Here is a 16,547-nt window from a genome sequence, read left to right as displayed (position 1 = left end):
GGTCCGGATCGGCAACGCCTGCCGCGCGCCCAAGGCCGGCAGCGCGGCGGATCGCCGGCTCGTAGACCGCTTCCCAGAATTTTGCCGGCCACATGAAGGTCTTGTAGTAGAAGCCGGCAACGAAGATCGGCGCGAACAACTGGTTCACCGCCATCAGATCGTGGCGCAGCGATGGCCAGCGGTTCTGGCTGGCTGCTTCGAGCCCGTCATAAAGTTCGGCTGTGGTCGCTTTGGTGTTCGGTTCGCGCCGTGAGCCCGTGCGCAATTCGACCAGCGCGTTGGGCTCTTCCGAGCCTGCGGTCAGGATGCCGCGCGGCCGGTGGTATTTGAACGAGCGGCCAACCAGCTTGACGCCATTGGCGATCAGCGCCGAGGCAAGCGTGTCGCCCTCGAAGCCGGCAAAGGTCTTGCCGTCGAAGCGAAAATTCAGCGGCGCCGAACGGTCGATGAGGCCGCCACTTTCCAGCCGGTGTGTCTGCGCGCGACTAACCATCAGGCGCCAACCTTGGCGGCACCGACGCCTGCCGCCGGCTCGACCGAGGAAATCTCGTGTGTCAGCGTGTTGCGAGTGATCTTCAGCCAGGCCCGGCAGCCGCCGCCATGATACCAGTGTTCGCTCGTCTCACCGGCAATGTTGTCGCGCAGATAGACGTAGTCGAACACCTCGTCGTGCGAGGCGCCGGCCGCCGGACGCACTGGCTTGGCGTCGCCGAGATAAGTGAACTCGCCGAGTTCACGTTCGCCGCAGAAGGGACAGACAATACGCATGTTTTCCGGCCGTCCTCAGTGCAGGTTCGGTTGGGCGCCGACGCCCTTTTCATCGATCATGGCGCCGCGCCGGAACCGGTCGAGGCGGAATCTTGCGGCCTCCATATGCGGCTCGTCGCGGGCCAGAAGATGGGCAAAGACAAAGCCGGAGCCCGGCGTTGCCTTGAAGCCGCCATAGCACCAGCCGGCATTGAGATAGAGCCCGTCCACCGGCGTCTTGTCGATGATCGGCGAACCGTCCATCGACATGTCCATGATGCCGCCCCACTGGCGCAAAAGGCGCACGCGACCGATCATCGGCATCAGCGCCATGCCGCCCTCGCACACGTCTTCCATCACCGGCATGTTGCCGCGCTGGGCATAGGAATTGTAGCCGTCGATATCGCCGCCGAAGACCAGCCCGCCCTTGTCGGACTGGCTGACATAGAAATGGCCGGCACCGAAAGTCATGACGTTGGGGATCAGCGGTTTGATTGCTTCGGAGACGAAGGCCTGCAGCACATGGCTCTCGATCGGCAGGCGCAGGCCGGCCATCGCAGCGACGCGCGACGAACTGCCGGCAACGGCCATGCCGACCTTGCCGGCGCCGATTGTGCCGCGCGTCGTCTCGACGCCGGTCACCTTGCCGTTGGCGTCGCGCGAAAAACCTGTCACCTCGCAGTTCTGGATGATGTCGACGCCGAGCGCGCTTGCCGCATGGGCGTAGCCCCAGACCACGGCGTCGTGGCGCGCCGTGCCGCCACGCCGCTGCAGCAGGCCGCCTTGCACGGGAAAGCGTGCATTGTCGAAGTTCAGGAACGGCATCATCTTCTTGACCGCGGCAAGGTCCAAGAGTTCGACATCGATGCCATTGATGCGCATGGTATTGCCGCGCCGCGCATAAGCGTCGCGCTGCGCGTCGGAATGATAGAGGTTGATGACGCCGCGCTGGCTGACCATCGTATTGTAGTTGAGATCCTGCTCCATCCGCTCCCACAGCTTCATCGACAGTTCGTAGAAGCCGGTATTGCCGGGCAGCCCGTAATTGGAGCGGATGATGGTGGTGTTGCGCCCGGCATTGCCGGAGCCGATCCAGCCCTTTTCGAGCACGGCGACATTTCTGATGCCGTACTCGCTGGCCAGAAACCATGCCGTCGCCAGGCCGTGGCCGCCGCCGCCGATGATCACCACATCGTAGTGATCCTTCGGGCTGGCGTCGCGCCAGGTGCGCTGCCAATTCTTGTGGCCGGAAAATGCGGCGCGGGCGAGGGAGAAGATCGAGTATTTCATAAATCTATTCCGAGGTCGCTCGCGCCACGCAGGACCTTTCTTGACGCATCGGATTCATCCGAAAACCGCTTCGGTCCGATGCTCTAGATATCCAACGTGTGGTCACGCTCCCACTGGGTGAAGTGGGAAGCATAGGAATTCCATTCCTGGTGCTTGAGCTTTAGATAAGCCGACGAGAATTCCTCACCCAGCGCCGCCTTGAGCGATTTGTCATTGTCGAACTCGCGCAATGCGTCGAGCAGGTTGAGCGGCAGCTTCGGCGCACCTTCCACCGTATGACCGAACTGGTACATGTCGATGTCGTAGCGCCTGCCGGGATCGGCCTTCGAGCGGATGCCGTCCAGCCCGGCGGCGATGATGACGGCCTGCAGCAGATAAGGATTTGCCGCGCCGTCGGGCAGGCGCAGCTCGAAGCGGCCGGGGCCGGGCACGCGCACCATATGAGTGCGGTTGTTGCCGGTCCAGGTTACCGAGTTCGGCGCCCAGGTTGCGCCCGAAATGGTGCGCGGCGCGTTGATGCGCTTGTAGGAATTGACGGTCGGGTTGGTGATCGCGGCAAGTGCCGAGGCATGCTTCATGATGCCGCCAAGGAAATTCTTGCCCTTCGCCGACAGGCCGAGCTCCATGGCATTGTCGGCAAAGACATTGGTCTTGCCTGATTTGTCCCACACCGAGATATGGGCGTGACAGCCATTGCCAGTCAGGCCGGGGAATGGCTTCGGCATGAAGGTGGCGCGCAGTCCGTGCTTTTCGGCAACGGACCTCACCATGAACTTGAAGAAGGAATGCTTGTCGGCGGTCGCCAGCGCATCGTCGAAGGCCCAGTTCATCTCGAACTGGCCGTTGGCGTCCTCGTGGTCGTTCTGATAGGCGCCCCAGCCAAGCGCCAGCATGTGGTCGCAGATCTCGGCGATGACATCGTAGCGGCGCATCACCGCCTGCTGGTCGTAGCAGGGTTTTGATGCGGTGTCGTATTCGTCGGAGATCGTCTTGCCGTCCGGCGAGATCAGGAAGAATTCAGCCTCGACGCCGGTCTTGACATGCATGCCGTCGCCGGCCGCCTCGGCAATCAGCCGCTTCAGCGTGTTGCGCGGCGCCTGGGCGACCGATTTGTCGTCCATGATGCAATTGGCGGCGACCCAGGCGACTTCCGGTTTCCACGGCAACTGGATGACCGAATCCGGATCCGGCACCGCCAGCATGTCGGGATGAGCCGGCGTCAGGTCGAGCCAAGTGGCAAAGCCGGCAAAGCCGGCACCGTCCTTCTGCATGTCGGCGATAGCCTGCGCCGGCACCAGCTTGGCGCGCTGGCCGCCGAACAGGTCCGTGTAGGATATCATGAAATATTTGACGCCCTTCTCTTTGGCAAAGGCGGCGAGATCGTTCCCCATTATAGTTCCTCGCTTACGGAATTTGTTGTGATGTCTTAGAAGCCGTTCTTCCCCGGTATCCAGTTGGTGCCGGCCAGCGGCACGCCGGCCATGGCGGCGGCTTCGATCGTGAGTGCGACGAGATCCTCGGGCTCGAGATTGTGCAGGCTGTTCTTGCCGCAGGCGCGGGCAATGGTCTGCGCCTCCAGCGTCATCACCTTCAGGTAATTCGCCAATCGCCGTCCGGCGGCGATCGGGTCGACTCGCTTCATCAGCTCGGGGTCCTGGGTGGTGATGCCAGCCGGGTCGCGCCCCTCATGCCAGTCGTCATAGGCGCCGGCGGTCGTGCCGAGCTCGTTGTAGTCCGCCTCCCAGCGCGGGTCGTTGTCGCCGAGCGCGACAAGTGCTGCCGTGCCGATCGACACCGCGTCGACGCCGAGCGCCAGCGCCTTGGCGACATCGGCGCCGTTGCGGATGCCGCCGGAGACGATCAGCTGCACCTTGCGGTGCATGCCGAGATCCTGCAGCGCCTGCACCGCCGGTCTTATGCAGGCAAGTGTCGGCTGGCCGACATTCTCGATGAACACTTCCTGGGTTGCGGCGGTGCCGCCCTGCATGCCGTCGATCACGACGACATCTGCGCCTGATTTCACCGCAAGTGCTGTGTCGTAATAGGGCCGCGCGCCGCCGACCTTGACGTAGATCGGCTTTTCCCAGTCGGTGATTTCGCGCAGTTCCAGGATCTTGATCTCGAGATCGTCCGGCCCGGTCCAATCGGGATGGCGCGAGGCCGAGCGCTGGTCGATGCCCTTCGGCAGCGTGCGCATTTCGGCGACCCGGTCCGAGATCTTCTGGCCAAGCAGCATGCCGCCGCCGCCGGGCTTGGCGCCCTGGCCGACGACGATCTCGATCGCATCGGCCCGTCGCAAATCGCGCGGGTTCATGCCATAGCGCGACGGCAGATATTGATAGACCAGCGTCTGCGAGTGGCCGCGCTCTTCCTCGGTCATGCCGCCGTCGCCGGTGGTCGTCGAGGTGCCGGACAGCGTCGCGCCGCGACCCAAAGCTTCTTTTGCCGGGCCGGACAGCGACCCGAAACTCATGCCGGCAATGGTGATCGGAATTTTCAGCTCGATCGGCTTCTTGGCATGGCGCGAGCCCAGCACGACACTGGTGTCGCAGCGCTCGCGATAGCCTTCGAGCGGATAACGCGAGATCGAGGCGCCGAGGAACAGCAGGTCGTCGAAATGCGGCAGCTTGCGCTTGGCGCCGGCGCCACGGATGTCATAGATGCCGGTCGCCGCGGCCCGGCGGATCTCGGAGAGCGTGTAGTCGTCGAAAGTCGCGGATTTGCGCGGCGTCGTCGGCGGGTTGCGATAGGTCATGCTGCCTCAATACGCGTCGGCGTTGTCGATGTTGAAATTGTAGAGCGTGCGCGCCGAGCCGTAACGCTTGAATTCGGCCGCTTTGACGCCGGTCACCCCGGCGCGGTCGAGCAGGCCCTGCAGCAACTCCAGGTGCTCGGGCCGCATCTCTTTGGCGATGCAGTCGGCGCCGAGACTTTCGACTTTGCCGCGCACGAAGAGCCGCGCCTCGTAGATGGAATCGCCGAGCGCGTCGCCGGCATCGCCCAGCACCACCAGATTGCCGGACTGCGCCATGAAGGCCGACATGTGGCCGATATTGCCATGAACGACGATATCGATGCCCTTCATCGAAATGCCGCAGCGCGAGGACGCGTTGCCTTCAATGACCAGAAGCCCGCCCTTGCCGGTCGCGCCGGCATACTGGCTGGCATCGCCTTTCACTGTTATCGAGCCCGACATCATGTTTTCGCCGACGCCCGGTCCGGCCGAGCCATGCACGGTGATGGCGCTGCCGTCGTTCATGCCACCGCAATAATAGCCGACGCTGCCGCGGACATCGATGGTGATCGGCTGGTCGACGCCGACGGCGACCGAATGGCTGCCTTTCGGATGAAGCACTTCCCAGGCGGTCTCGTTCGAACCAGGGGTCAAATTGTGAAGCGCCTGATTGAGATCGCGCAGTGGCATTTCGCTGAGGTCGAAAATGCGCGATGCATGGCTTTGATCCCGCGCCGCCTTGAAGACGTTGATTGCCGGCATGAGCTCAATGCTCCCAGAAATAGACGGTTGCGGGCTCGGGTTCCCAGACTCTCGCATTGTCTATGCCGGGCAGTTTGGTGAGCGCACGATATTCCGAGCCGAAGGCGACATACTGGTCGGTTTCGGCCATGACTGCGGGCTTGCAGGCGATCGGATCGCGAACCACGCCGAAGCCGTTCTTGGTGCCGACGACGAAGGTGAAGAAGCCGTCGAGGTCGCTCAGCGTGCCTTCCAGCGCCTCGCCGAGATTCTTCCCATGCGCCATCTGCGAGGAGAGATAGGCGGCCGCGACTTCGGTGTCGTTCTCGGTCTCGAATTTCATGCCTTCGCGGATCAGTTCGCGGCGGACATTATTGTGATTGGACAGCGAACCATTGTGCACCAGGCACTGATCGGCGCCGGTCGAGAACGGATGCGCACCCATCGTCGTCACCGCCGATTCTGTCGCCATGCGGGTATGGCCGATGCCGTGCGTGCCGGTCATGCTGCGCACATCGAAGCGATCGACGACCGCCTCCGGCAATCCGACTTCCTTGTAGATCTCGACGACGTCGCCGGCGCCCATGATGCGGATGTCGGAACGCAGCGTCTGGATGGCCTCGCGCGCTTCGTCGATCTTGGCAGGCGTAGTCCTGACCACCGCGTGCGTCGATTTCACCGCAATACTCACCGGCGCTCCGATGGCCTTGGCGAGTTCGGCGTCGAGGCCGAGAAAGTCGCGCTCCGGCTTTGCCGACTGGATTGTGATCTTGGCTTCGTGTCCAGATGGCGCGCCATAGATGGCAATGCCTGCGCTGTCCGGACCGCGATCGCTGAGCGAGATCAGCATTTCCGAAAGCATCGAGCCCAACTGGGGTTCAAGCGACTTGTCCTTCAAAAACAGTCCGACGATTCCGCACATGTCAGGCTCCCGAGGTTTGTTCCCTTGGAGATGTATCGAATGAGTCCTGAGAATTCAATTGGTATGAAAAAAATTTTCCTGTGGTTACAGATCGGCCTGTGGATCGCCGCTCGCACTATCGCCGCCTTGGCGGGTGTTGTGAACCCATTTGGCGTGGCGGATACGGGCGATCTTATAGGCGTCGAGGATCGACAGAGCATAGATCAGGACGCCGCCGGCATGGCGGCCGATGAAGCTGGCATCGGGTGGCGCGATCTTGGCCGTGACCCATGCCAGGATCGCCATGAAGAAAAGAAACTGCAGGCCGCGCACCGGCACGCCCAGAACGACATGTCCGCTTCCCGGCAACACAATCGCGGCGCCGAGGACGAAGTACGGATTTGGTGGTGCGGGCGAGGTCGCCTGGCTGTTCATGCGGCCCGCCGTTCGGCATGGTTGATGGCATCGCGAAGCGCGGATGCGGATGCCAGCAGTTTTTCGATCAGCGATGGATCAAACCTGACACTGCCGAATTCAGCCTGCCGGAACACGCCATAACGGGCTCGCTCGGCCTCCGCCAACAACCAGACGATGCGCACACCGTTTGGCGTGATCAACAGTTCCTTGGCGCGCCCCTCGGCAAACATGTCGAGGTGATCCGCGATGATGTCCAGCGGAAAGCCCACGCCCTTGCGGTCCGTCCGCAGCACCGCCTCGGCTGGAAATCCTGCGGCCTTGGGCAACGTATGGTCGAGATGATCGAAGTTGGAGAAGGTGGTCGGCGAACCCGGCCGCATCATCATGTCGAACGTGCCTGATACCGCGACCCTTTCGGTGATCGAGATACTGAGCCAGCGTGTCGGAAGCTTTCTTGTCGCCAGCGTGTCGATGATGGTCCGCACCTGGACCCGCCGGCCGTTCCATGAGCCGGCCCAGGTGACGACGCCGGCCGTGCCGTCCGAGATGTTGGCCGCATCCGGGATGACGGCACGGACGCTGGCTTCATCGGCGGCAAGCGCGGCCAAGGCCTTGTTCCGGTTGGCGCGCGCAACCCAGGCAAGGTGAAGGACCAGAGCCAGAGCAACCGCCCCGGCGAGCAATGCCGATGTCACTTAACGCACCTCGTCACGCCAACGCCCGCCCGTAAACCGGGCGGGCTTTCCTTTCTCTCATCAATATCCCTGCGGCTTCGGCCACGGCATGGTGAACTGAGCACCACGGCGCACGAATTTGTAGCGGTAGAAGTGGAACCACAGCGAGATCAGGAAGTAGAACGCTACCATCGCTATCAGCTGCGACCCGAAGCCGAGGAAGATGGCGAAGAAAGTGACCACGCACAGGCAGAACAGCACGATGGCCGGCAGCGGGTGGAACGGATGCGTGTAGCCACGACGGATCGAGCCGAGCGGCCATTTCTTCCTGAACATCATGATGTTGATGCTCATGAAGGTGTATTGCAGCACCCCCGACAGGATGGAGAAGGTGATCGCCTGGTTGAGGTCGGCGATGAAAGCGAAGGCGAGCGCGATCGGCAGCAGGAACAGGATCGAGCGATAGGGTGTGCGGTATTTCGGATGCACGGCCGCGAACCAGCTCGGCAAATAGCGATCGCGGCCGAGCGAGAACCAGGCGCGCGCGGCATCATTGATGCAGCCATTGGCGGAAGCCAGTGCCGCGAGCAGCGTCGCGATGAACAACAGGTTTTCAAGCAGCGGACTGCCGGTCAGCTTGGCTGCGTCCCAAAGCGGGTAATAGGTGGTGCCGAGATATTCCCACGGCATCATCGAGGCGCAGACATACCAAGTCATGGCAGCGGCGATCAAAAGCGTGATCATACCGGCCATCGTGCCGTAGGGCAGCGAGCGGGCCGGCGAGCGCACTTCCTCGGCCGCCTGCGTGGTGCCCTCGATGCCGAGATAGTACCAGATGCCGAACTGAAAGGCGGCAATGACGCCGATCCAGCCATAGGGCAGGGCGTTGCCGGGAGTCACCAACTCGTTCAGCTTCAACACGGCGCCTTGCGTCCATGGGCTGACAGAGAAAAACAGGATGACGATCGAAACATAGGCGACCGCGGTGATGACGAAGTTCACGTTGAGCGTCATCAGCACGCCGCGATAGTTCAGCCACGCCAGCGTCACGATAGTCGCGGCAATGAAGGCGTTGTGGTTTAGGCCTTCGACGCCCGCCTTTGCGACGATCGTATCGCCGAGCAATATGGCATCTGAGACTTCGAGCATGGTGTAGGCGAAAACCAGGAACAGCGCGACGTTGAACGCCATCAGCGGCCCGACAATGTGCTTTGCCTGTGCATATTGGCCGCCGGCGGCTGCGACGGTCGAGGTGACCTCGGAATCGATCATGGCGACGGAGGTGTAGAGCAGCCCGACAACCCAGCAGACAATCAGCGCCGCCAGTGCGCCGCCCTTGTCGGCAGCGAAATTCCAGCCGGTGAATTCGCCGACCAGAACGATGCCGACGCCCAATGCCCAGACATGGGCCGGGCCGAGCACCCTGAGCAGCGAGACCTTGTCGCCATGCACTGCCGGTTCAAGCGCGATCGTCATTGTTCAATCCCCACTCAGATCCGGTGTTTTTCGGACACGGCTTCAAGTTCGCCTTCCCGCGACGAGGTCAGCACCTCTTCGGAAAAAGTCGTGTCGATCTTGAACCAGTCGTAGAGCATCCACAGCGCGAGCACGATCGAGATGCCCCACGATGCATAAGAGAGTACGGTCCACATGACGATGCTTCCCCGATGGCGGTTTATTTGTCGTCGAACTTTTCGTTGATGACGTCGCGATATTCGCGGTCGGATGCGCGAAACAGGAAGATGAAATAGCCGATCAGAACCGCGGCCATGATGATCAGCGTCGGCCAGTCGATGAAGTAGTGAAACCGGTTCTGGATGATGTCGTGCGCGGTCTCCGGCGTGTAGCCGAGCTTCTCCCAGATCGACGCCATTGTCGGGTTCTGGCCAAGCGCTTCCCACGTCTTGGCGTCGAGCGCGTCGATGGACTTCGCAGCCCCCGCCAGGCCGAGCTTCAGCGGCAGCCACAGGGCAACGAAAATGGCGACCACGACGACGGCGATATCGAAAACCTGTCCGGCTTTGCTTTGTTCCGGCGGTGTATAGCGCGACATGCTCTCTCCCCTCAGGACTTGCGGTTGCGGAAGGCGTCGGCGTGCTTGATGTCGAGCCCGTAAATGAAGTCCTTGTCTTCCTTGTAGTGGTTGACCATCGCCAGGATGGCGGCCGTGTTGAAGATCAGCACGGCGGCAGCAGCGACGGTGACGACGACCCTGATCCCCATGTCCGGGATGTATGGCCAGGTCATCACAAGGACGAAGAGGATCGTCGCCCAGAGGCAGACGATCAGGAGCACCGCTCCGCGCACGTCGGAACGGTATAACGCTTCAATGCGCTGCTGCAGGTTGGACATCGTTTCCCCTCCATCGCTCTCTTTCAAGAGAGTGAAATTTTTTTCATAAGTTCTGTCCGAATTCTGGAATTGTCAAGCCAATTTTACGCTCGATTAACCGTTTGTTCCGCGCCGGAGTTTGCCTGACAATGAAATAATTTGCTTGCGGGTATTGCAGGGCTCCTGCGTTTGCGGTCAATATTCGGTCAATGCTCCGGCCTCTGCGCACAGGAGCGGGGAACAGCTGATATCATAACGGAGGACGAGCGGATGACGGCATCCTGGAGATTTTCGACCTTGGCGGATCGCCATCGTGCGCTCGGTTCGAAGCTCGAAGACTGGAGCGGGATGGGCACCGCCTGGACCTACGACAAGGACGCCGACGAGGAGTATATCGCCATCCGCACCAAGGCCGGGCTGATGGACGTGTCCGGCCTGAAGAAGGTCCACATCACCGGGCCACATGCCTCGCACCTGATCGACCTCGCCACGACGCGCGACGTGGAAAAGATCTATCCCGGCAAGTCGGCCTATGCCTGCATGCTGAACGAAGCCGGCAAGTTCACCGACGACTGCATCCTCTACCGCACCGGCCCGAATGCCTGGATGGTCGTGCACGGTTCGGGCACCGGCCATGAGGAGTTGCAGCGCGCCGCCATGGGCCGCGATGTCTCGCTGCGCTTCGACGACAATCTGCACGACCTTTCGCTGCAGGGCCCGGCCGCCGTCGACTATCTGGCCAAGCATGTGCCAGGCATTCGCGACCTCAACTATTTCCATCACATGCAGACGCGGCTGTTCGGTTTTCCGGTGATGATCTCGCGCACCGGCTACACCGGCGAACGCGGCTACGAGATATTCTGCCGTGGCCAGGATGCCGGCACGATCTGGGACACCATCCTCGACGAGGGCAAGAGCGCCGGCATCATTCCGTGCCGGTTCACCACGCTCGATATGCTGCGCGTCGAGAGCTACCTGTTGTTCTACCCCTACGACAATTCGCAGAAATATCCGTTCGAGAACGAAGGCCCCGGTGACACGCTGTGGGAACTCGGCCTCGATTTCACCGTCAGCCCCGGCAAGACAGGCTTTCGCGGCGCCGAGGAGCACTACCGCCTCAAGGGCAAGGAGCGCTTCAAGATTTTCGGCGTGCTGCTCGAGGGCAAGGAGCCGGCCGACGAAGGCGCGCCGGTTTATCGCGATGGCAAAAAGGTCGGCGTGGTGACCTGCGCCATGTATTCGCCGCTGGTCAAGAAATCGATGGGCATCGCCCGGCTCGACGTCGACTGCGCCGTCCAGGGCACCAGGCTCGAGATCCGCAACCAGAGCGGCGCCATCAGCGCAACGGCTGAGCCGCTTCCGTTCGATGATCCGAAGAAGACCAAGCGCACGGCGAAAGGCTGAGGCATACTGAGAGGATGGCAGCGAAAAGCATCATCAGCCGGCCGGTCTACGGAACCCTGTCCCTGCAGCCCGGCAAGCACCATCTTTTCGTGGCGGATGCAGAGGGTGCGCTGGCGATAACAGACCTGGCATCCAAGGCGCCCGCCGGCTTCTTTGCAAATGCCCATATCATCTTCATCCTCGGCAATGACGGCAAGCATGTCGCCGCGCTCCAGGCGCTGAAGCCGGCGCAGTTCTACCAAGGCCATTCCTTCGCCAACGCTCTGCCGCGACTGAAGCAGACGCTCGCCAACGCGCATATGGGCCTGCGCCTCTATCTCGCCGGCACCGAAGGGCTGATCGGCCAGGCCATGCAGGCGGCGCTCGAAGCCGGCATCGACCACACATCGATCCAGACAGAGCATCGCGGTTCGCTGGCGCGTCGCATACAATGTGTTCACTGCAAGGGCATCACCGAAAACGTGACGACGCAGCCGGCGACCTGTTCGCATTGCGGCCTGCTTCTCCTGGTACGCGATCATTATTCCAGGCGCCTCGCGGCATTCCAGGGCGTCTGCATCAATGCGGAAGACCGCAGCGAAATTCCTCCGGCGGAGGAGATCTTTCGATGAGCACCGGCACCACCAAGCTTGACGTCGTGGTGAGCGATGTCGTCCCGGTCAACGAATTGGTGACGCGCTTCCATTTCCGCAGGCGTGATGGAGCGCTGCTGCCGAGATTCTCCGGCGGCGCCCATGTCGTCGTCGAAATGCGCGACGGCGAGCGGACCAGGCTCAATCCCTATTCGCTGATGGGCTCGCCGCTCGACACGCGCGAATACACGATCTCGGTGCGCCGCGACGATGTCGGCCGCGGCGGCTCGCTGTTCATGCACAGGAATGTCAGGCCTGGCATGGAGATGGTGATCAGCTATCCGGTTAATCTGTTCTCGCTCGACCTGCGCGCCAGGAAGCACCTGATGCTGGCGGGAGGCATCGGCATCACGCCGTTCATGGCGCAGACCGCGCAGCTCGCGGCGGAAGGCGGCAATTTCGAGCTGCATTACACCTGCCGCACCGCCTCGCTTGGCACCTATGCCGATGTGCTCAGAGAGCGCTACGACCGCCGGGTAAGGCTCTACCATGACGACCGCGACGAGCGCATCGAGCTCGACCGGTTGCTGTCGTCACAGCCGCTCGGCACGCATCTCTATGTCTGCGGCCCATCCGGCATGATCGGCTGGGTGCGCGATAGCGCGGCAAGCCTGGGCTGGCCGACGGAGACCGTGCATTTCGAGCATTTCGCGGCCCCGCAGCCTGGCGCGCCGTTCGACGTGACGCTGGGCCTCAGCGGCCGGACGATCCGCGTCGGCGAGCAGCAGAGCCTGCTCGAAGCGATCGAGGCCGCCGGCGTCGATCCGCCCTATCTCTGCCGCGGCGGCGTCTGCGGCCAGTGCGAAACCAACGTCATCGCGCATGACGGCAAATTCATCCACAACGACCATTGGCTGAGCGAGGAAGAGCACCGATCCTGCAAGAAAATCATGCCTTGCGTCTCGCGCTTCGAGGGTAGGTCGCTGGTGCTGGAAAGGTAGGAGGCGAGCTTGGGAATCACCTTTCGCAAGGAAACGTTCCGCGACGACTTCACCTTCAAGAACAGCCCGGAGCACATCAGGCGGTTTCCGTTCCCGTTCCAAGAAGACAGCTACATGTATGCGGTCAACATCGAGCCGCATGTTCGGGGGCCAAAGGGCAGCGTGCTCGAAAACCTGATCGACGTCGACGAGCACTATGTCGCCGAGATGCAGGACCGCGCGCTGGTGCTGGCCGAGGACCCTTTGCGCTGCCAGTCGCTGCCGCATATGACGCTGGCCGGCTGGGACCTGCTCGAACTCCTGATGGAGCAGCAGGCGCTGGGCTATCCCGAGCATTTCACGCTGACGCGCGACGGCGACAGATGGCGTTGGATCAACCGGCCGCTCGGCATCGACGACACCTTCACCTTCGGCGACGTGTCGACACTGCCCTATGGGCCGATGGAATACATCACGCGGCAGAGCCAAGGCGATTTCTGCATCCTCGACCAGCGCGACGGCAATCTGTGGATGGACGCCGGCATGGTCACCACCCAGGCCGACTGGTCGCTGGATTTCGACATCGGCATGAACTTCTTCGAATGGCATGCGCCGGTGCCGCTGGCGCATGAGAAGGGCATATTCGTCCGGGCGCTGAAATTCCTCACCAACATCCAGCAGGGCAAGCCGGCGCGGCGCCTGAACTGGACGATGACCATCAATCCGCGCCTCGACACCAGTCCGGAAAATTATCACAAATGGGGTCCGGACCGGGCGACGGTGACGCCCGAAAACGTTGGCGACAAGGTCCATCTGCGCGTCGAATTGCAAAGCTTCTGGCGGCTGCCACGCTCGAACGGCATCGTCTTCCCGATCCGCTGCTACCTGATCAAGATGGACGAACTGGTGACGCAGCCGAAATGGGCAAGGCGCCTGCATCGCGTCATCCGCGACCTGCCCGACGAGCTTGCTAACTACAAGGGGCTGACGCGCTATCGGCCGACGCTGCTCGAGTGGCTGTCGAAGCTGGATGATGGCAGCCCGACAAGCCCAGGCTTTGGGCCGGATTGAAGCTGCCCGCGAAGCTGCTAATCTCTCCCACGAGGGGGGAGATTGGCCAACTCAGCCAGCACTACTCTGCGGATAGCAGATGATCGAGAGATAGCGCATCGGCAGTTGCGTCAGCACTTCCGGCCCGTGCGGCGCATCGGCGTCGAAGAACAGGCTGTCGCCGGGCTTCATCGGGTAGAGGTTGCTGCCGTGCCGGTAAACGACCTCGCCCTCGAGCATGTAGAGGAACTCCATGCCTTCATGCTGGAAGGTCGGAAACACATCGGAATCCTCGGTCAGCGTGATCAGATAGGGCTCGACGACAACGCCGCTGGTGTTCGAGCCGATATGACCGAGAAGGTTATACTGGTGGCCGGCACGCGTGCCGCGCCGCTCGACATCCAGCCCTTCGCCGGCCTTGACGAAGACGGCGCTGCGCTCTTCCTCGAAACGGCGGAAGAAGGCAGTGACCGGAACGCCGAGCGCCCGCGACAGCGCCTGCAATGTCGTCAGCGATGGTGAGGTGATGCCGTTTTCGATCTTCGACAACATGCCCAGCGAAATGTCGGTGGCAGCCGCGAGATCGGCGACGGTGATGCCGAGTTTTTTGCGAAACGCCCGCACCTCGCGGCCGATCGCCACCTCCAGGACTTTTTCACGGGTGTCGCGAATGGCGTGTGGATCCTGGGTCAGCGGCGTCCGGATCGTTGCCACGCCCTTCGGCGATGGCTTGGCCTTGGCGGGGGCGGCCCCATTCCTGAAATTGGAAGCTTTCTTCGCCATGTCGCCACCCCGGGTTCTGCGGATTTATTTCACTCACGGTGAACATATTCGGTGCCGACCCAGCCACACAAGCCATCGACGATCGATTTGTTTGTTTTCCATACCCGTGACGATCAGGTTTCGCTGAAATCCGGCCTGGCTAAAACGAGGTTTCGCAACAAGGCCTGTTGACAGCATCGAAGGGGCAATTACTGTCCTGTCAGTGAAATTTGTTTCGTTAGAGAAATGAGACCGGGAGGCCCGCAATGAAAAGTCGTGTTGCCGTCATTGGAGCCGGACCTTCCGGCATGGCCCAGCTTCGAGCCTTCAAGTCGGCTGCCGACAAGGGCGCGGATATCCCGGAAATCGTCTGCTTCGAAAAGCAGTCCGACTGGGGCGGCCTGTGGAATTACACCTGGCGCACCGGCCTCGACGAGCATGGCGACCCGGTGCATGGCTCGATGTACCGTTACCTCTGGTCGAACGGGCCGAAGGAATGCCTCGAATTCGCCGACTATACGTTCGAGGAGCATTTCGGCCGGCCGATAGGCTCCTATCCGCCGCGCGCCGTGCTGTGGGACTACATCAAGGGCCGCGTCGAAAAATCCGGCGTGCGCAAATGGGTGCGCTTCAACAGCCCGGTGCGCATGGTGACCTTCTCCGACGCGACGAAAAAGTTCACGGTCACCGCGCATGACCGCACCAATGACGTCACCTATTCGGAGGAGTTCGACAACGTCGTCGTCGCCTCGGGGCATTTTTCCGTGCCCAACGTTCCCTACTTCGAGGGTTTTTCGAGCTTCAATGGCCGCATCCTGCACAGCCACGATTTCCGCGACGCCATGGAATTCAAGGACAAGGACATCCTGATCATCGGCCGCTCCTATTCGGCCGAGGATATCGGCTCGCAATGCTACAAATACGGCGCCAAATCGATCACCTCCAGCTACCGCTCGAAGCCGATGGGCTTCAAATGGCCGGACAATTGGAAGGAAGTGCCGCTGCTGCAGAAGGTCGTCGGCAAAACCGCGCGTTTCAAGGACGGCAGCACCAAGGATGTCGACGCCATCATCCTGTGCACCGGCTACCTGCACTCCTTCCCGTTCCTCACCGAGGATCTAAAGCTCAAGACCGCCAACCGCATGTGGCCGGACGGGCTCTATGAGGGCGTCGTCTGGGAGAAGAACCCGCAGCTGTTCTATATCGGCATGCAGGACCAGTTCTACACCTTCAACATGTTCGACGCGCAAGCCTGGTTCGCCCGCGACGTCATCTTGGGCCGCATAGAGCTGCCTTCGACCGAGGCTATGGCGGAACACGGCAGGAAATGGCGGGCGCGTGAGGAAGCGCTGGAAGACGCCGAGCAGATGATCTGGTTCCAGGGCGACTATACAAAGGAACTTATGGAGCAGACCGACTATCCGGGCTTCGACGTGGAGGCTGTCAATCAGACCTTCATGGAATGGGAGCATCATAAGGTGGAAGACATTATGAGCTTCCGCGACCACGCCTACCGCTCTCTGATGACCGGCACGATGGCGCCGCTGCACCATACGCCCTGGCTGCAGGCGATGGACGATTCGATGGAATCCTATCTGGAGGTGAAAGGGGTCGCAGCGGAATAGCGGCTTCCTCGCCGCACCACGATTGCAGTCAGGCCGTCGCCACGACCCATCATGGCGGCTTTCGCCATACACGGCCTGCGTGGGCTGCGGGAACAACGGATCTGCGAAACAACCCACCGCCGGCGACGGCCGTGGGTTTTTTTGCGAGTGCGGCCGACCAACCCGCCGGTTGCTGGGTGGTGCGCTGCCTAAAATCGGAAGAAGCGGAAAGTTCGAACGATGTTGGAACTAAGCAGCTCCTTGACGGTTTGATTTCTCACGCAAACTTTGCGGGCCGAACCCAAATGACAGGAGGATCGGGGAAAAACGCCGGAGATTG

20 protein-coding genes are annotated in these 16,547 nt (G+C 61.7%); 6 read left to right on the top strand and 14 right to left on the bottom strand.

Going from position 1 to position 16,547, the window contains the following annotated elements; translation table 11 throughout:
* The 13 genes from E5W87_RS01805 to E5W87_RS01745 form a co-directional block, all read right to left on the bottom strand.
* A partial coding sequence (locus E5W87_RS01805; RefSeq protein ID WP_292393407.1) for a 2Fe-2S iron-sulfur cluster-binding protein occupies nucleotides 1–493 on the bottom strand: 493 nt, incomplete at its 3' end.
* Nucleotides 493–768, bottom strand: coding sequence for a sarcosine oxidase subunit delta (locus tag E5W87_RS01800; protein ID WP_292393405.1), 276 nt, complete (start codon nucleotides 766–768; stop codon nucleotides 493–495). The genes E5W87_RS01800 and E5W87_RS01805, both read right to left, overlap by 1 nt.
* A 15-nt stretch (nucleotides 769–783) precedes the next feature.
* Nucleotides 784–2,037 carry a sarcosine oxidase subunit beta family protein gene (locus E5W87_RS01795; protein WP_292393403.1) on the bottom strand — a complete coding sequence of 418 codons (1,254 nt, stop codon included), beginning with the start codon at nucleotides 2,035–2,037 and terminating at the stop codon, nucleotides 784–786.
* 83 nt (nucleotides 2,038–2,120) lie between these two features.
* The gene (gene glnT, locus E5W87_RS01790) at nucleotides 2,121–3,428 is read right to left on the bottom strand and encodes a type III glutamate--ammonia ligase (RefSeq protein WP_292393401.1); all 1,308 of its coding nucleotides are present in this window, start codon (nucleotides 3,426–3,428) and stop codon (nucleotides 2,121–2,123) included.
* 35 nt (nucleotides 3,429–3,463) lie between these two features.
* On the bottom strand, nucleotides 3,464–4,792 hold the full coding sequence (locus E5W87_RS01785) for an FMN-binding glutamate synthase family protein (protein ID WP_095483887.1): 1,329 nt from the start codon (nucleotides 4,790–4,792) through the stop codon (nucleotides 3,464–3,466).
* A gap of 6 nt (nucleotides 4,793–4,798) precedes the next feature.
* Nucleotides 4,799–5,533 (bottom strand): GXGXG domain-containing protein, encoded by a 735-nt coding sequence (locus tag E5W87_RS01780; protein WP_292393399.1) that lies wholly within the window; start codon nucleotides 5,531–5,533, stop codon nucleotides 4,799–4,801.
* A gap of 4 nt (nucleotides 5,534–5,537) precedes the next feature.
* Nucleotides 5,538–6,434 (bottom strand): glutamine amidotransferase family protein, encoded by an 897-nt coding sequence (locus E5W87_RS01775; RefSeq protein WP_292393397.1) that lies wholly within the window; start codon nucleotides 6,432–6,434, stop codon nucleotides 5,538–5,540.
* An 84-nt stretch (nucleotides 6,435–6,518) separates the two neighbouring features.
* Nucleotides 6,519–6,848 (bottom strand): hypothetical protein, encoded by a 330-nt coding sequence (locus tag E5W87_RS01770; protein WP_292393395.1) that lies wholly within the window; start codon nucleotides 6,846–6,848, stop codon nucleotides 6,519–6,521.
* Nucleotides 6,845–7,525, bottom strand: a complete 681-nt coding sequence (locus tag E5W87_RS01765; RefSeq protein WP_292393394.1) for a hypothetical protein — start codon at nucleotides 7,523–7,525, stop codon at nucleotides 6,845–6,847. The genes E5W87_RS01770 and E5W87_RS01765 overlap by 4 nt, the downstream gene beginning before the upstream one ends.
* A gap of 60 nt (nucleotides 7,526–7,585) precedes the next feature.
* Nucleotides 7,586–8,980, bottom strand: a complete 1,395-nt coding sequence (locus tag E5W87_RS01760; protein WP_292393392.1) for an APC family permease — start codon at nucleotides 8,978–8,980, stop codon at nucleotides 7,586–7,588.
* Between the two features lie 14 nt (nucleotides 8,981–8,994).
* Nucleotides 8,995–9,156: a hypothetical protein gene (locus tag E5W87_RS01755; protein WP_292393390.1), complete on the bottom strand. Its 162-nt coding sequence runs from the start codon at nucleotides 9,154–9,156 to the stop codon at nucleotides 8,995–8,997.
* Nucleotides 9,157–9,179: 23 nt separating this feature from the next.
* Entirely contained in the window at nucleotides 9,180–9,557 is a 378-nt protein-coding gene (locus tag E5W87_RS01750; RefSeq protein WP_292393388.1) for a hypothetical protein, read from the bottom strand.
* 11 nt (nucleotides 9,558–9,568) lie between these two features.
* Nucleotides 9,569–9,856, bottom strand: a complete 288-nt coding sequence (locus E5W87_RS01745; RefSeq protein ID WP_292393386.1) for a hypothetical protein — start codon at nucleotides 9,854–9,856, stop codon at nucleotides 9,569–9,571.
* 249 nt (nucleotides 9,857–10,105) lie between these two features.
* On the opposite strand from E5W87_RS01745, the gene E5W87_RS01740 reads away from it, so the two are divergent.
* From E5W87_RS01740 to E5W87_RS01725, 4 genes are read left to right on the top strand one after another with little or no spacing between them, the layout of a single operon-like run.
* Nucleotides 10,106–11,239: an aminomethyltransferase family protein gene (locus E5W87_RS01740; protein ID WP_292393384.1), complete on the top strand. Its 1,134-nt coding sequence runs from the start codon at nucleotides 10,106–10,108 to the stop codon at nucleotides 11,237–11,239.
* A 14-nt stretch (nucleotides 11,240–11,253) separates the two neighbouring features.
* Nucleotides 11,254–11,850: a dimethylamine monooxygenase subunit DmmA family protein gene (locus E5W87_RS01735; RefSeq protein WP_292393382.1), complete on the top strand. Its 597-nt coding sequence runs from the start codon at nucleotides 11,254–11,256 to the stop codon at nucleotides 11,848–11,850.
* On the top strand, nucleotides 11,847–12,812 hold the full coding sequence (locus E5W87_RS01730; protein WP_292393380.1) for a PDR/VanB family oxidoreductase: 966 nt from the start codon (nucleotides 11,847–11,849) through the stop codon (nucleotides 12,810–12,812). Before E5W87_RS01735 ends, E5W87_RS01730 begins: the two co-directional genes overlap by 4 nt.
* Before the next feature lie 9 nt (nucleotides 12,813–12,821).
* Nucleotides 12,822–13,862: a DUF3445 domain-containing protein gene (locus E5W87_RS01725; RefSeq protein WP_292393378.1), complete on the top strand. Its 1,041-nt coding sequence runs from the start codon at nucleotides 12,822–12,824 to the stop codon at nucleotides 13,860–13,862.
* A 51-nt stretch (nucleotides 13,863–13,913) separates the two neighbouring features.
* On the opposite strand, the gene E5W87_RS01720 is transcribed toward E5W87_RS01725, so the two are convergent.
* Entirely contained in the window at nucleotides 13,914–14,624 is a 711-nt protein-coding gene (locus tag E5W87_RS01720; protein WP_292393376.1) for an XRE family transcriptional regulator, read from the bottom strand.
* Nucleotides 14,625–14,869: 245 nt separating this feature from the next.
* Between E5W87_RS01720 and E5W87_RS01715 the strand changes: the two genes are divergently transcribed.
* Both E5W87_RS01715 and E5W87_RS01710 read left to right on the top strand, forming a co-directional pair.
* Entirely contained in the window at nucleotides 14,870–16,228 is a 1,359-nt protein-coding gene (locus E5W87_RS01715) for an NAD(P)/FAD-dependent oxidoreductase (protein ID WP_292393374.1), read from the top strand.
* 131 nt (nucleotides 16,229–16,359) lie between these two features.
* A partial coding sequence (locus tag E5W87_RS01710) for a hypothetical protein (RefSeq protein ID WP_292393372.1) occupies nucleotides 16,360–16,547 on the top strand: 188 nt, incomplete at its 3' end.

Source organism: Mesorhizobium sp. (assembly GCF_004962925.1).
GTDB lineage: Bacteria > Pseudomonadota > Alphaproteobacteria > Rhizobiales > Rhizobiaceae > Mesorhizobium.
The sequence above is the reverse complement of the archived record's forward strand: the minus strand, read 5'-3'. Positions and strand labels throughout refer to the sequence as shown.

Coding starts and splice junctions, on each gene's coding strand:
- E5W87_RS01730 (WP_292393380.1), top strand. CDS start 11,847: ATGAGCACCGGCACCACCAAGCTTGACGTCGTGGTGAGCGATGTCGTC.
- E5W87_RS01795 (WP_292393403.1), bottom strand. CDS start 2,037: ATGAAATACTCGATCTTCTCCCTCGCCCGCGCCGCATTTTCCGGCCAC.
- E5W87_RS01720 (WP_292393376.1), bottom strand. CDS start 14,624: ATGGCGAAGAAAGCTTCCAATTTCAGGAATGGGGCCGCCCCCGCCAAG.
- E5W87_RS01740 (WP_292393384.1), top strand. CDS start 10,106: ATGACGGCATCCTGGAGATTTTCGACCTTGGCGGATCGCCATCGTGCG.
- E5W87_RS01775 (WP_292393397.1), bottom strand. CDS start 6,434: ATGTGCGGAATCGTCGGACTGTTTTTGAAGGACAAGTCGCTTGAACCC.
- E5W87_RS01785 (WP_095483887.1), bottom strand. CDS start 4,792: ATGACCTATCGCAACCCGCCGACGACGCCGCGCAAATCCGCGACTTTC.
- E5W87_RS01770 (WP_292393395.1), bottom strand. CDS start 6,848: ATGAACAGCCAGGCGACCTCGCCCGCACCACCAAATCCGTACTTCGTC.
- glnT (WP_292393401.1), bottom strand. CDS start 3,428: ATGGGGAACGATCTCGCCGCCTTTGCCAAAGAGAAGGGCGTCAAATAT.
- E5W87_RS01760 (WP_292393392.1), bottom strand. CDS start 8,980: ATGACGATCGCGCTTGAACCGGCAGTGCATGGCGACAAGGTCTCGCTG.
- E5W87_RS01750 (WP_292393388.1), bottom strand. CDS start 9,557: ATGTCGCGCTATACACCGCCGGAACAAAGCAAAGCCGGACAGGTTTTC.
- E5W87_RS01715 (WP_292393374.1), top strand. CDS start 14,870: ATGAAAAGTCGTGTTGCCGTCATTGGAGCCGGACCTTCCGGCATGGCC.
- E5W87_RS01745 (WP_292393386.1), bottom strand. CDS start 9,856: ATGTCCAACCTGCAGCAGCGCATTGAAGCGTTATACCGTTCCGACGTG.
- E5W87_RS01800 (WP_292393405.1), bottom strand. CDS start 768: ATGCGTATTGTCTGTCCCTTCTGCGGCGAACGTGAACTCGGCGAGTTC.
- E5W87_RS01755 (WP_292393390.1), bottom strand. CDS start 9,156: ATGTGGACCGTACTCTCTTATGCATCGTGGGGCATCTCGATCGTGCTC.
- E5W87_RS01780 (WP_292393399.1), bottom strand. CDS start 5,533: ATGCCGGCAATCAACGTCTTCAAGGCGGCGCGGGATCAAAGCCATGCA.
- E5W87_RS01735 (WP_292393382.1), top strand. CDS start 11,254: ATGGCAGCGAAAAGCATCATCAGCCGGCCGGTCTACGGAACCCTGTCC.